10 protein-coding genes and 1 pseudogene are annotated in these 13536 nt (G+C 65.3%); 5 read left to right on the top strand and 6 right to left on the bottom strand.

Annotation, left to right across the window (positions count from 1 at the left end):
• The first annotated feature begins 2 nt into the window (after positions 1 to 2).
• The gene (locus LOY34_RS11995) at positions 3 to 3131 is read left to right on the top strand and encodes an efflux RND transporter permease subunit (RefSeq protein WP_195883890.1); all 3129 of its coding nucleotides are present in this window, start codon (positions 3 to 5) and stop codon (positions 3129 to 3131) included.
• Between the two features lie 61 nt (positions 3132 to 3192).
• Positions 3193 to 3768, top strand: coding sequence for a molybdenum cofactor guanylyltransferase MobA (mobA, locus tag LOY34_RS11990; protein ID WP_195883889.1), 576 nt, complete (start codon positions 3193 to 3195; stop codon positions 3766 to 3768).
• A 13-nt stretch (positions 3769 to 3781) separates the two neighbouring features.
• On the opposite strand, the gene LOY34_RS11985 is transcribed toward mobA, so the two are convergent.
• Positions 3782 to 5182, bottom strand: a complete 1401-nt coding sequence (locus LOY34_RS11985; protein WP_195883888.1) for a pitrilysin family protein — start codon at positions 5180 to 5182, stop codon at positions 3782 to 3784.
• 284 nt (positions 5183 to 5466) lie between these two features.
• Between LOY34_RS11985 and LOY34_RS11980 the strand changes: the two genes are divergently transcribed.
• Genes LOY34_RS11980 through LOY34_RS11970 form a run of 3 tightly spaced genes read left to right on the top strand, consistent with a single transcriptional unit; the run spans position 5467 to position 7302 of the window.
• The gene (locus LOY34_RS11980) at positions 5467 to 5760 is read left to right on the top strand and encodes a hypothetical protein (RefSeq protein WP_195883887.1); all 294 of its coding nucleotides are present in this window, start codon (positions 5467 to 5469) and stop codon (positions 5758 to 5760) included.
• A 57-nt stretch (positions 5761 to 5817) separates the two neighbouring features.
• Entirely contained in the window at positions 5818 to 6513 is a 696-nt protein-coding gene (locus LOY34_RS11975; RefSeq protein WP_195883886.1) for a transcriptional regulator, read from the top strand.
• Between the two features lie 3 nt (positions 6514 to 6516).
• On the top strand, positions 6517 to 7302 hold the full coding sequence (locus LOY34_RS11970; RefSeq protein WP_195883885.1) for a PhzF family phenazine biosynthesis protein: 786 nt from the start codon (positions 6517 to 6519) through the stop codon (positions 7300 to 7302).
• On the opposite strand, the gene chrA is transcribed toward LOY34_RS11970, so the two are convergent.
• The 5 genes and pseudogenes from chrA to LOY34_RS11945 all read right to left on the bottom strand — a co-directional run bounded on the left by chrA (position 7295) and on the right by LOY34_RS11945 (position 13498).
• Positions 7295 to 8494 (bottom strand): chromate efflux transporter, encoded by a 1200-nt coding sequence (gene chrA / locus LOY34_RS11965; RefSeq protein ID WP_258664880.1) that lies wholly within the window; start codon positions 8492 to 8494, stop codon positions 7295 to 7297. The genes LOY34_RS11970 and chrA overlap by 8 nt on opposite strands.
• Before the next feature lie 160 nt (positions 8495 to 8654).
• Positions 8655 to 9389, bottom strand: coding sequence for a TorF family putative porin (locus LOY34_RS11960; protein ID WP_045198667.1), 735 nt, complete (start codon positions 9387 to 9389; stop codon positions 8655 to 8657).
• Between the two features lie 41 nt (positions 9390 to 9430).
• Positions 9431 to 11173: an amidohydrolase gene (locus LOY34_RS11955; protein ID WP_195883883.1), complete on the bottom strand. Its 1743-nt coding sequence runs from the start codon at positions 11171 to 11173 to the stop codon at positions 9431 to 9433.
• An 81-nt stretch (positions 11174 to 11254) separates the two neighbouring features.
• Positions 11255 to 12244, bottom strand: a complete 990-nt coding sequence (locus LOY34_RS11950; protein WP_258664875.1) for a LuxR C-terminal-related transcriptional regulator — start codon at positions 12242 to 12244, stop codon at positions 11255 to 11257.
• Between the two features lie 80 nt (positions 12245 to 12324).
• Positions 12325 to 13498 (bottom strand): annotated as a pseudogene (locus tag LOY34_RS11945) (MFS transporter).
• Positions 13499 to 13536 lie beyond the last annotated feature (38 nt).

Raw genomic sequence — 13536 nt, 5'->3', positions numbered from 1 at the left:
TCATGCCGCAGTTTTTCATTGACCGCCCGGTGTTCGCCTGGGTGGTCGCCTTGTTCATCCTGCTTGCCGGCGCCCTGGCCATCCCGCAATTGCCGGTGGCCCAGTACCCCGACGTGGCGCCGCCGCAGGTGGAAATCTACGCCGTGTACCCGGGTGCCTCGGCGCAGACCATCGACGACAGCGTGGTCAGCCTGATCGAGGAAGAGCTCAACGGTGCCGACAACCTGCTCTATTTCAGCTCGCAAAGCAGCCTGGGCAGCGCCACCATCACTGCCACCTTCGAACCGGGCACCAACCCGGACCTGGCTCAGGTCGATGTGCAGAACCGCCTTAAAGTGGTCGAGTCGCGCTTGCCGCGCCCGGTCACCCAGCAAGGCCTGCAAGTCGAGAAAGTCTCCACCGGCTTCCTGCTGATGGTGACCCTCACGGCCATGGACGGCAGCCTTGACGAAGTCACCCTGAGCGATTTTCTCGCCCGCAACGTGATGAACGAGATCCGCCGCCTCAAGGGTGTCGGCAAGGCCCAGCTGTATGGTTCGGAGCGGGCCATGCGCATCTGGATCGACCCGGCCAGGCTGATCGGCTTCAACCTCACCCCCGATGACGTCAACGAGGCCATTGCCGCGCAAAACGCCCAGGTGGCGCCGGGCAGCATCGGCGACCTGCCGGGGACCGGCACCCAGGAAATCACCGCCAACGTGGTGATCAAGGGCCAGCTCAGCACGGTCCAGGAGTTCCAGGACATCGTCCTGCGCGCCAACCCCGATGGTTCGACCGTGACCATTGGCGATGTCGCCCGGGTCGAGATCGGCAGCCAGGAGTACCAGTACGGCACCCGCCTCAACGGCAAGCCGACCAGTGCCTTCAGCGTGCAGCTGTCGCCCGGCGCCAACGCCATGGAAACCGCGACCCTGGTGCAAGCCAAGCTCAGCGAGCTGTCGCGCTACCTGCCGCCGGGGGCCAAGTTCGACATCCCCTACGACACCTCGCCGTTCGTCAAGGTCTCGATCCAGCAGGTGATCACCACCCTGCTCGAAGCCATGGCCCTGGTGTTCGCGGTGATGTTCCTGTTCCTGCAGAACATCCGCTACACGCTGATCCCGACCCTGGTGGTGCCGGTGGCGCTGATGGGCACCTTTGCGGTGATGCTGTCGCTGGGCTTCTCGGTCAACGTCCTGACCCTGTTCGGCATGGTTTTGGCCATCGGTATCCTGGTGGACGACGCCATCGTCGTGGTCGAGAACGTCGAGCGGATCATGAGCGAGGAAGGCCTGGCGCCGCGCGAGGCGACCAAAAAGGCCATGAGCCAGATCAGCGGCGCCATCGTCGGCATCACCCTGGTACTGGTGGCGGTATTCCTGCCGATGGCCTTCATGAAAGGCTCAGTGGGGGTCATCTATCAGCAGTTCTCGGTGTCGATGGCAGTGTCGATCCTGTTCTCGGCGTTCCTCGCCCTGAGCCTGACCCCGGCCCTGTGCGCGACCTTGCTCAAGCCGATTGCCAAGGGTTCGCACCACGAAAAAACCGGCTTCTTCGGCTGGTTCAACCGCCGCTTCGAGAGCATGACCAACGGCTACCAGCGCTGGGTGATCCAGGCCCTCAAGCGCAGCGGTCGCTACCTGCTGGTCTACGCGGTGCTGGTGGCCGGGCTGGTGTACGGCTTCAGCCAGTTGCCCTCCTCGTTCCTGCCCACCGAAGACCAGGGCTACACCATCACCGACATCCAGCTGCCGCCGGGGGCCAGCCGCGCCCGCACCGAACAGGTGGCGGCGCAAATCGAGGCGCACAACGCCACCGAACCTGGCGTGGGCAACAGCACGCTGATTCTCGGTTTCAGCTTCTCTGGCAACGGCCAGAACGCGGCGCTGGCATTCACTACCCTCAAGGACTGGTCCGAACGCGGCAGCGACGACAGCGCGCAATCGATCGCCGACCGCGCCAACGCCGCCTTCAGCCAGCTCAAGGACGCCATCGCCTATTCGGTGCTGCCACCGCCGGTGGACGGCCTGGGCACTTCCAGCGGTTTCGAGTTCCGCCTGCAGGACCGCGGCGGCCTCGGCCATGCCGGGCTGATGGCGGCGCGTGACCAGTTGCTCGCCGCCGCCGAGAAGAGCCCGGTGCTGGTCAACGTGCGCGAAAGCGCCCTGGCCGAAAGCCCGCAGGTGCAGCTGGAAGTCGACCGCAAGCAGGCCAACGCCCTGGGTGTGTCGTTTGCCGATATCGGCAACGTGCTCAACACTGCGGTGGGTTCCAACTACGTCAACGACTTCCCCAACCAGGGGCGCATGCAGCGCGTGGTGGTGCAGGCCGAAGGCGACCAGCGCAGCCAGGTCGATGACCTGCTGAAAATTCACGTGCGCAACAGCAGCGGAAAGATGGTGCCCCTGTCGGCGTTCGTCCAGGCCAAGTGGATCACCGGCCCCGTGCAGCTGACCCGCTACAACGGCTACCCGGCGATTGCCGTGTCGGGCGAGCCGGCACCGGGCTATAGCTCCGGCGAGGCGATGAACGAGATCCAGCGCCTGGTCGACCAACTGCCCTTGGGCATGGGCCTGGAATGGACCGGGCTGTCGCTGCAGGAGCGCTTGTCCGGCTCCCAGGCGCCGATCCTCATGGCCTTGTCGCTGCTGGTGGTGTTCCTGTGCCTGGCGGCCTTGTACGAGAGCTGGTCGATCCCGACCTCGGTGCTGCTGGTGGTACCGCTGGGAGTGCTCGGCGCGGTGCTTGCGGTGAGCTTGCGCGGCATGCCCAACGATGTGTTCTTCAAGGTCGGCCTGATCACCCTGATCGGCCTGTCGGCGAAGAACGCCATCCTCATCATCGAGTTCGCCAAGAGCCTGGTCGATGAAGGCCACGACCTGGTCGATGCCACCGTGCAGGCGGCGCGCCTGCGCCTGCGGCCGATCGTCATGACCTCGCTGGCATTCATCCTCGGCGTGGTGCCCCTGGCAATTGCCAGCGGCGCAAGCTCCGCCAGCCAGCAGGCGATCGGTACCGGGGTGATCGGCGGCATGCTCAGCGCCACCCTGGCGGTGGTGTTCGTGCCGGTGTTCTTTGTTGTGGTGATGCGCCTGACCGGCAAACGCCGGGCCAAGGCTCAAGCCCCTGCGCCAGAAGCCAGCGACAGCTGATCTGGACAGACCGCGGCGTGCATGGGAAGGTGAGCGGCTGATACTGCCAGGAACCCTGACCATGCCCGCCGCCCCGCCTCCCTGCTCCATCCTCATTCTTGCCGGTGGCCGTGGCCAGCGCATGGGCGGCCAGGACAAAGGCCTGCTCGACTGGCAGGGCCAGCCGCTGATCGCCCACATCCACGCCGTGGTGCGGCCGCTGACCGACGACCTGATCATCTCCTGCAACCGCAACCAGGACCGCTACCGGGCCTATGCCGATCAACTGGTCGGCGACGCCGAGGCGGACTTCCCCGGGCCGCTGGCCGGAGTACTGGCCGGGCTTGCAGTGGCGCGCCACGACTGGATACTGGTGCTGGCCTGCGATGCGCCACTGATTGACCAGGCACTGATCCTTGAGCTGATGAACCTGGCCAATGACCAGCAGCAACCGGCGATGATTCGCCAGGGTGGTTACTGGCAGCCGATGTTCAGCCTGATCCCCTGCGCCTTGCGCAGCGACTTGCAGCACGCCTGGGACGCCGGCGACCGGGGGGTACAGCGAACCTTGCGCCAGCACCCGCTACGGGCGCTGGAGTGCGCCGAGGGAGACCCGCGCCTGAGCAATTTCAATACCCCGGATTTTTTGCGCGGCTGATCGCGGGGTAAACTCAGTAGTCCTGCCCCGCCACCACCGTCGCCTGTTTACCCGGCTGTACGACGCGCTGGAATGCCGCTTTTACTTGCGCAGGCGTCACCGCCTCAAGCTGCTCGCGCCAGGTCACCAGGGTGTCGTCCGGCAGCTGGTTCAAGGCGACCTGCGCCACGTGCTCAAGCAGGCGCTGGCGGCTGGTACCGTCAAAATGGGCAAGCAAACGCGCCTTGGCCTCGTCCAGCTCCTCCGGGCTCGGGCCTTCGCTGACAAAGCGTGCCAACGCTTGATGAACCGCCTGCTCGGCCTGCTGCTGGTACCCGGCGCTCACTTCCACAGAGATCACAAACGCCCCGGCTTGCTGGCCCATGGCGAAATAGCTGGCCGATTGCCAACTGACATCACCGCCAAGCGCCTGGCCGATGGCCCGATTGAGCCGCGTCGGCCAGTGCTCGCCACCGAGAATGTCGCTGCCCAGCAGCAACGGGAAAAAGTCCGGGTCGCTGCGCGGCACCGCCGGCTGGCCGATCTGTATCCAGATCGTGCCTTGCTGTGGCTCGATCTGCTGGTGGCTGGCCTGGCTCAGGGCCTGCACCTTGGGCAGCGCCGGCAATGCCGTGCACTGACCGCTCGGCAAGCGCCCCAGTACCGCGCTGGCCACGGCATCGGCCTGGGCCCGGTCAAGCTTGCCGACCAGGCTGACCGTGGCCCGGCACGGCAGCATCATTGCCGTGTAATGGCTGCGCAGATCTTCCATGCGGGTACGTTCGAGCATGGCCGGGGTCAGGGCATAGCCGAACGGCAGCGCGTATTCGTACAGGTCGATCTGCTTGTTGCGCTGCAGCCCCGGGCGGGTCAGCTCGCGGGCATAAGGGTGGTCGCCGTACAGCGCCTGGGCAAAGCGATGCCCTACCCCGGGAAAACGCTTGGTGGTTTCACCGTTGACCTGGCGAATGTAATAGGGCTTGGCGCGAAACCAGATACTGCCGGCAAAGGCCGGCTCGGCAATCTGCCGGCCGAGCAAGGCGCTGGCCTCGGCCTGGCGCTGGGGGTTGTTATCGGTAATGGTCAGGATGTAGCTGAAACGGTCGGCATCGACCTGGGTATTGAGTTGGCTGTCCAGGCGCATCCAGTCCATGCGCAGCGCGTTGCCGTTCAGTTCCGGGGCGTCGCCCTGGGCGTGCACACCTTCCACCGCGAGGACCGCGCCAAGCACCGCCAGGCCCGGTTGGTCCTGTGGGTCGCGGCGGCTGCCGGCATCGAAGTCGACCTGAATCTGCAGGTCGCTGGCCTGGCTTTGCGCCAACAGGTAGACCCGCGCGCCACTGGGCTGGGTCCAGTGTTCAATGGCCAGGCTGTCGGCGGCCACGGCCGGGGCAATTGCGCTCAATCCCAACGCGCAGGTGAAGAGTCGTTCCATCAGGGTCATAGCAATTTCTCAAAGGACCAGGGCGCGGACGCTACGCACTTGGCAGGCGCAGATCAAGCCCGGGCACCGGCTGACACTGGCGCCGGCAGGCTTTATGCTAAGCCGCCACCTTTTCAGGGTGAAAAAACTGGTTCTTCATGGAGGTTGGGTTGGGATGTTGCGGCTACGGCTGCGGGCTTATCCATTTGATGTGGCGCGGCTGCCGGCCCCACACTGAATGGATAAACTCACAGCCTCAACATCCCGACCCTCAATTCCGTGAAGAGCCATAAAAAATGCCAGCCCTGAGTGCCCGCGAGGTTTGCCAGCAACTGCGTGACGCCGCCCTCGGCGTTCGACCGTTGCGCCGTGTCGGGGTTGAGATCGACATCGATGGCTGGCGCCTGCACCTGGATTTCGACGGCAGCCACTTGCACCATTGCCTCGCCTGCCGCAGCAGCGATGGCCGTGTAGGCACGCTGGACAGCTGGCAATGGGGCACAGATCCGGTGAGCTTGCTCAGCACCTGGGAGCTGGCGCAGGTCGAGCGGTTGCTGCGACTACAAACAGCAAATTCAACACGGTGTTGATATTTAAAATTTACGTTGATAGCCTACCTTCACCGTCCAACGCCCACGAAGGCTGCGATGAAGGTTTGCCCAGCAAAAAACCACGAACAGCAACTTATCCTCGGCGTACTGCACAGCACCCTGAAAATGCTCAGCCAGGTCGTCGGTAACCATACCGAGGTTGTCCTGCACGACCTGCTTAACCCTGAGCGCTCGATCCTCGCCATCGCCAACGGCCATGTCACCGGGCGCCGCGTCGGTGATTCGCTGCTCGGCAGCCCGCGTCATGATCTGGGCTTTGCCGCGGTGCGCCGGGCCATGGACGATCGCAGCAACTGCGAGCCGATCGTGGTCGACAACTACGCCACCCTCGCCCCCGACGGCCGCACCTTGCGCAGCGCTACCGTGGTCTATCGCGACAGCAGCGGGCAGCCGTTTGCCAGCCTGTGCGTGAATGCCGATCTGAGCGCCGTCGAAGCTGCGCACCAGTTGCTCGGCGGGCTGCTGGGCCTGACCAGTGCGGCCGCGCCGGTGGCGGACGAGACCAGGGACCTGCAACAGCTGATGGCCGAGATCATTCACGACGCCTGCCCCGGCGGTGTGCTCGGCATGAAGACGGCGCAAAAGCGTGAAGCGGTGCGGCTGATGCAGGAACGCGGCCTGTTTCTGGTCAAGGGCGGCATCGAAAAGGCCGCGGCATCGCTCGGCGTGACCCGCTACACCATCTACAACTATCTGGAGCAGCTCCGGGCAACAGACAACGGACAGCAATGACCCATGCAAGTTGAAATATTCCAGGTAGACGCGTTCTCAGCCACGGCGTTTGGCGGCAATCCGGCGGCGGTGTGCCCGCTTGAAGCCTGGCTGGCAGACGCGACGCTGCAGCAGATTGCCGCCGAAAACAACCTCTCGGAAACCGCGTTCGTGGTCACCAATGGCGAGCTGTTCGAGCTGCGCTGGTTTACCCCGACGGTAGAAGTCGACCTGTGCGGCCACGCCACCCTCGCGGCGGCCTGGGTGCTGTTCGAGCAATTGGGCGAACAACGCGACACCCTGCGCTTTGCCACCCGCAGCGGCGAGTTGCGCGTTCGGCGTGACGGCGCTCGTCTGGCCATGGACTTCCCGGCCCGCCAGCCACAGGCGCCGGCCGTGCCCGAGGGTTTGTTGCAGGCCCTGGGGCTTGAGCGGATCGAGGCGCTGTACCGCACCGATGACTACCTGGTGGTGGTCGACGACCCGGCGCTGGTCGCAGCGCTTGCCCCCGACTTCGCCGCCCTGGCCGCCTTTGACGTGCGCGGCATCGCCGTCACCGCCCCGGGCCGCGAGGTTGACTTCGTCTCGCGCTGGTTCGGCCCGCGGGTAGGCGTCAATGAAGACCCGGTCACCGGCTCTGCCCATACCTCGCTGGCGCCCTACTGGGCCGCGCGCCTGGGCAAGCGCAGCCTCAGCGCCGAGCAAGGCGGCCTGCGCAAAGGCCAGTTGCATTGCCAAGTGCTCGACAACGGCCGGGTGATCATCAGTGGCCAGGCGGCGCTGTACCTGCGCGGCACGATTTTTATCTGAACAGGCTCAAGCACTGCCCGCCCAGGCCACAGGCGATCACCACCAGCCAGGGCGGCAGCTTGAAGGCCATTAGTGCGACCAGCACCAGCAACGCCAGGACAACATCCAGCGGCTGGCCAATGGCGCTGGTCCACAGCGGCTGATACAACGCCGCCAGCAACAGCCCCACCACCGCCGCATTGACGCCCAGCATCGCCGCCTGCAGGCGCGGGTTGCGGCGCAGGCGTTCCCAGAACGGCAACGCCGCGAACACCAGCAAGAACGCCGGGGCGAAGATCGCCAGCAGGCACAGCACCGCCCCCAGCCAGCCGGACTGCGGCCCGTGCATCGAGGCGCCAAGAAAGGCGGCAAAGGTGAACAAGGGGCCGGGCACTGCCTGGGCAGCGCCGTAACCTGCCACAAACGTCTCGTTGCCGACCCAGCCGGTGGGCACCACTTCAGCCTGCAGCAGTGGCAACATCACGTGTCCGCCACCGAACACCAGCGCACCGGTGCGGTAGAAGGCATCGATCATGCTCAAGGTCGGATCGGGCCAAAGCCCGGCCAGCAGCGGCAAACCGAGCAACAGGGCGAAGAACAGCAGCCACCACCAGCCGCCAGCGCGCTGGCTGACCCCGATCGGCAAAGGCTCGTGGACAACGCTGTCGCCCGGTTTCAGCAGCATCAACCCCGCGCCAGCCGCTGCAACCATCACCGCCACCTGCGCCCCGGCACCGGGCAGCAACAGCACCAGGCCGGCAGATGCCAGCATCAGCACAATCCGCGGCGCATCCGGGCACAACGTGCGGGCCATGCCCCACACCGCCTGGGCGACAATCGCAACCGCCACCACCTTAAGACCATGGAGAATGCCAGCCGGCACCGCCTCGGCATAACCGCCCAGCCCCAGGGCCAGCAGGGTCAGGGCCAGCGCCGAAGGCAGGGTGAATCCCAGCCAGGCCGCCAGCGCCCCGGCGTAACCTGCGCGCGACAGGCCCAGGGCGATGCCGACCTGGCTGCTGGCAGGGCCCGGCAGAAACTGGCAAAGCGTCACCAGGTCGGCATAGCTGCGCTCGCTCAGCCAGCGCCGACGGCTGACAAACTCCTGGCGAAAAAAGCCAAGGTGGGCGACGGGGCCACCGAACGACGTCAGGCCCAGGCGCAGGAAGATCAGGAAAACCTGCCATGGCGTGTGATCGTTGGCGTGGGGCATACAACGCTCGTTCTACCGGACTGCGCCCATCTTGCCAGCGATGGGCTTTGTGCAGCCAGAAAATTACCAGCGCTGCGCACTCGATCGCGGGGCAAGTCGAGTCGTCGCACCGCCGCTCCCACAGGTTCGGCGCTGCCTTCAGCATTGGATTGATGCCGGCTCAGAACGCCTTGCTGGCACTCACCACCACAGTCGCCGAGCACAGGTCGTCATAGCCATACCAATTGCTGCACTCGCTTTTGGACAGGTCGGTGTCGATGTAACTCAAGCCCCAGGTCACGCCGACAAACTCGCGACTCAGCTTTGCCTCCCACTCATAGTATGCATTGCGGTCATCGCCACTGGCCGACCAGAACGCCGGGTCCTTGACATCGTTGCGCCCTGCCCGCAGTTCCAGGCCGACCTCGGCCGGCAAGGCGAAGCTGTAGGCAACATAGCTGTACAGGGTGTCCTGGTCCTTGCCAAAGGCGTTGGGCGCATCGCTTGAGTAATAGGCGCCCAGCTTGAGCCCATAGAGGTCAAGGATGGCGTAGACCTCGCTCATGTTGAACTGGCCTTCCTTGGGGTAGCTGTATTTGAGGTAGCCAATATCCAGGCTGATGGCATCGCTGGCCTGCCAGTACCAGCCGGCGTAGTACTCGATTTCCTGGCGGGTCTTGTAGTCGAAGCCGTAATCCACCGTCGAAGTCCAGGCGCCCAGGTACAGGCCGCTGCTGTGCATCAGCGTGGCGCCGGCCTGCAGCGCCGGATCACCGAGGCTTTGCGAGATGCCCCGGGAGCGGTAGTCGCTGGTCGCGGCCAGGCTCATGTCGAGGCTGAAGGAATCGTTGAGTGTCAATGCCTGGGCCGTCAGCGGCGCCAGGCAGGCGAAAGCAATGAGCAAGCGTGTGTTCATACCAGACCCTTGTTGTTATGCGTGTGCGGGTAACGGCGCTGTCAGGACTCGCTGGCGTACACCTGCTTGCCGGCGAAGTAGGTCTTGAGCACCCTGGTGTCGAACAGCTCCTGGGCGCTGACCTTGAACACATCGCGATCGAGCACGATCAGGTCGGCCTGCTTGCCGGGCGCCAGCGAGCCGATCTGCCGTTCCAGGCGCAGGGCCTTGGCGGCGTTGAGGGTGTAGGCCTGGAACATGACCTGGCGGTCGACGCTTTCCTTGGCATTGAGCACCCCCAGCGGGCCCTTGCGGGTCATGGCCTGGGCAATGGCATTCCACGGGTTGGGGCTGGACACCGGCCAGTCGCTGGCGCCGGCGATCAGCGCGCCGGCCTGTTGCAGCGAGTGCGCCGGGTATTGATAGGCGTAGCCCTGGGCACTGACGTAGGGTTTGACCAGCTCGACGGTGTAGTTTTCAGCGGTCGCCCAGAGCATCTGCATGGAGGCGATCACCCCCAGTTGCTTGAAGCGCGCAAAGTCCTTGGGGTCGACCATCTGCAGATGGCTGATGCTGTGCGCCAGCGGCTTGCCTTGCAGCGTGCGTGCATAGGCCACGCCATTGAGCGATTCGCGCACCGCCCGGTCACCGACCGCATGCATGTGCACAATCCAGTCGCGCTGCTCGGCCGCGGCCACCAGCTCGCCGAAATGCTGCGGCTCGATCAACAACTGGCCGTTCTTGTGGCTGTTGCTGTACGGGGTGATGACCGCCGCCGACTGCCCGGGGTACTCGAGCACGCCATCGACAAACACCTTGATGCCCGGGAAACTCAGGTTGGGCACCCCCTCGAACTGCTTCACGACCTGGGCCAGCACCTCAAGGTCGGCCGGCCGGCTCTTGGGGTTGGTGATCATCAGCGCCGCGACATGGGCATTGAGCTCACCGCGCTCGGCCAGCGCCCGGTACAACGGCAGCACGCCAACGGTTTGCGCCGTGGCCTTGAAATCGAACAGCGAATCGCCGCTGCCGGCATTGGCTGCGGCATCCATCCAGGCGGTGACGCCATACTGGTTGTTGACCCTGACCGCCTCGCGTGCGGCCTTGAGCATCACCTCCTGGCTGGCTGCGGGGATCTGGCTGCGGACCTGGTCCCAGCGCGCTTCGGCGAAGTAGCCGTTGGGGCTGAAGTCGGCCTCGTGGCCGACATAGCTGCGGTCTTGCTCGGACAGGCTTTTGACCCACGCCGCGTCGATCTGCATACGCTTGAGCATGGCCTGGTTGGCCCAGCCGGTATGGCCGTCGATGCCACTGAGCACCAGCGGCTGAGTGGCCCAGCGGCCCTGGTTGAACAACTGGCCAAGTTCGCGACTGTTGTCCCAGTAGGCCGAACTCGCCCCGGCGACACTGATCACATCGCCAGCCTTGCCACGGCCTTGTTCGACCTCGGCAAGGATCCACTGCTCAAGCGCGGGCAGCGGCTTGACCTCATCCTGCAGGTTGGCGCCGAGGCTGTCGTAGGCCGCCACCACCGGGTGGCTGTGGCTGTCGATCATGCCGGGCATCAGCACCTTGCCGGCCAGGTCGATGCGTTGCGTGTGGGCGTCGGCCAGGGCCTGGATCTGCGTATCGCTACCCACTTGCAGGACCTTGCCATCCTTGACCGCAACCGCTTGCATCAGGCCCTGGCCGGGTTCGCCGGTGTAGACCTTGCCGTTGAACAGCACCAGGTCGGCGGCGGCCAGGGCCGGCAGCGAAGCACAGGCCAGGGCAGTGGCCAACAGCGTGGGGATCAATCGTTGCATTGCAGCGCTCTCTTGTTGTTATAGGGCTGGTGACACCCTATAGCGCGCAGCGCGGCAATGGACCTCTGCAAATGAGGAGGGTCAGGCGGTTTTTTCCGCCACCGGCATCGACAGGCGCAACGCCGCACCCAGCTCCACCTTGCTCTTGACCCCCAGTTGCACGTAGCAATTGCGCAGGTAGGTGCGCACCGTCGCCGGGCTCAAGGACAGCATCCGGGCGATTTCCTTGTAGGAGTGCCCGGCGGCAAACAGCATGGCTGCGGTGCGCTCGCGAGGCGCCAGCAGCACCCCTGGCGCGGGTGCTTCCAGCGACACAATCACATGCTTGCCATTGGCGCTGAGGGTCAGGCTGCTGCGCCCGAGGCGCATCACGCACGGCGCCCTGGCCAGTTGCGCGCACACCTGGGGCGGCAGCAACGAGCCGCTCCAGCCCGGCAGCGCCTGCTCGATTGCCGCGCACACCCGCGCGCCCACATACAGCAAGCTGCCATCGAGACGGGCAATGGCGAAATCGGCAGCCGCGTTGCCGGTATCGAGACGGATCATGTCCTGCACCTGGAAGCGCCACAGTTGCAGCAGCTGCTCGCAGAAGGCGGCGAACAAGCCGTCTTCGCTTTCGCAAAAGGCAGCGTCGTGCTCGCCGCGGTACAGGCAAACGTAAAAGTTCAGGCCGCTTTGCGGCAGCTCGAAGGTAATGCACATCAGGTGATAGAGGTCGTAGCGGCGGGCGAAGACATTGACCGCCTCGTTGGGGTCGGTGAACTCGCTGTCGCGCACCACCTGCCCTGGCCGCGCTAGGGTGGTGTGGGCGAAACAGTCGATGCCGGCAACCTCGCTCCATTCGCGGGCAAAGGCCGGCGGCAAGTCGATGCGCCCGTGCATCCAGCTTTGCGGCGCAGCGGTTGCGCCAACCCCAGACATCTCGCCCCACCAGGCCGAGGCAAACGGCACTATTGCGCGAAACGCCTGCAGGCCCTCGGCGATGAAGTGCGAGCCGCCACCCTCGCGGGCCAAGCTCGCCAGTTGCAGGACACAACGATTGAACGCCTTGAACTGGGTACTGCTGAGCATTGGCCACCCCTGTTTGCTGCCGAACGGTGGCGCCGACAGTGACACAGGGGTGCAAGAGCGTCCAGCCTGCGCCGCTATGACTAAACGGTCGTCGGCAAAGCCGATTGCAGTTGCCGCTCCACCCACCAGGACAGCGGCAGGGTCAGCAGCAGCAGTGCCGCCAGGCTGATCACCGCCGTGGTGATGCCGGCGCTATCGCCAACAGCGCCAAACACCACCGGTGCCAGGGCGCCGCCGCCGATGGTGCCGGTGTAGAACAGGGCAAAGGCCTGGTCGCGCCTGCCCGCCCCCGCCAGCTCCGGCACCACGCCGTAGAGCACCGACGAGGTGCCATTGAGCACCAGGCCCAACAGCGGCAACAGCACCAGCATCGGCGTCAGCGGCAGGTACAGCATCGACACGATCAGCAGCGCAGTGAGCGACTCGGTGCACCACACGGTTTTTCATCATGCCGATACGTGCGCCCAGGTAGCCGCACAGCAGCTTGCCGAAGGCGCCGCCGACGAACAGCAGCATCAGCGCCAGGCCGATACCGGCGGAGCCTGCGCCCTTGGCTTGCAGCAGAAACGGCAGAAAGGTGAGAAAGCCCATGCGTACCGCACTGTCGAGGGTGCCGGTGAGCAGCAAGGCGGCCAGGCCGCTGGCGGAGTCGCTGCCAACAGCAATCACTGCTTTGCGCACGCCCGGCGCCGCCGACGGCTGCGGCGCGATCAGCCACCAGAGCAGCGCAGCGGCCGCAAGGCCAAGGATGCCCAGCACGGTGACGCTGGTTTGCCAGCTGGTCACCACCAGCAACAGGCCGACTCCGGCGGGCACCAGCATCTTGCCGATATCACCGGCAAAGTTGTAGTGCGCCAGCGCCTCCTTGACCTCGCCGCCGGCCTCATGACTATCGCTGACCAACGACGATGCCAGCGGGTGCTGGGTACTGGCACCGAGGCCGCCCAGCAACAAGGCGAACAGCAGCATACCCAGGCCCCCGGCCTGGCCAGCCACCAGGTAGGCCAGCCCGGCCAGGGCGGTACCGCCGACCAGCAGACGCTCACGGCCCCAGCGTTTTGCCGCGCGGCTGGCCAGCAATTGCAGGCCAGCCATCATCCCGGCGTAGGCGCCACGCAGCAGGCCGACCTGGGCGAAGCTCAGGGCAAACTGCGCCTGCCACAGCGGCAGCAAGACGTAGATGACATCGGTGAGGCCGTCGTGCACGGCGTGGGCCATGCTGGCGGCAATCAGTGAACGACGGCGGGTGTTCATGCATAAAGGCTCGGGCGGGAAGACCAGAGCCTTTATAG

This window comes from Pseudomonas sp. B21-009 (assembly GCF_024749345.1).
Classification (GTDB): Bacteria; Pseudomonadota; Gammaproteobacteria; order Pseudomonadales; family Pseudomonadaceae; genus Aquipseudomonas.
This window is presented reverse-complemented; position numbering and strand designations above follow the sequence as displayed.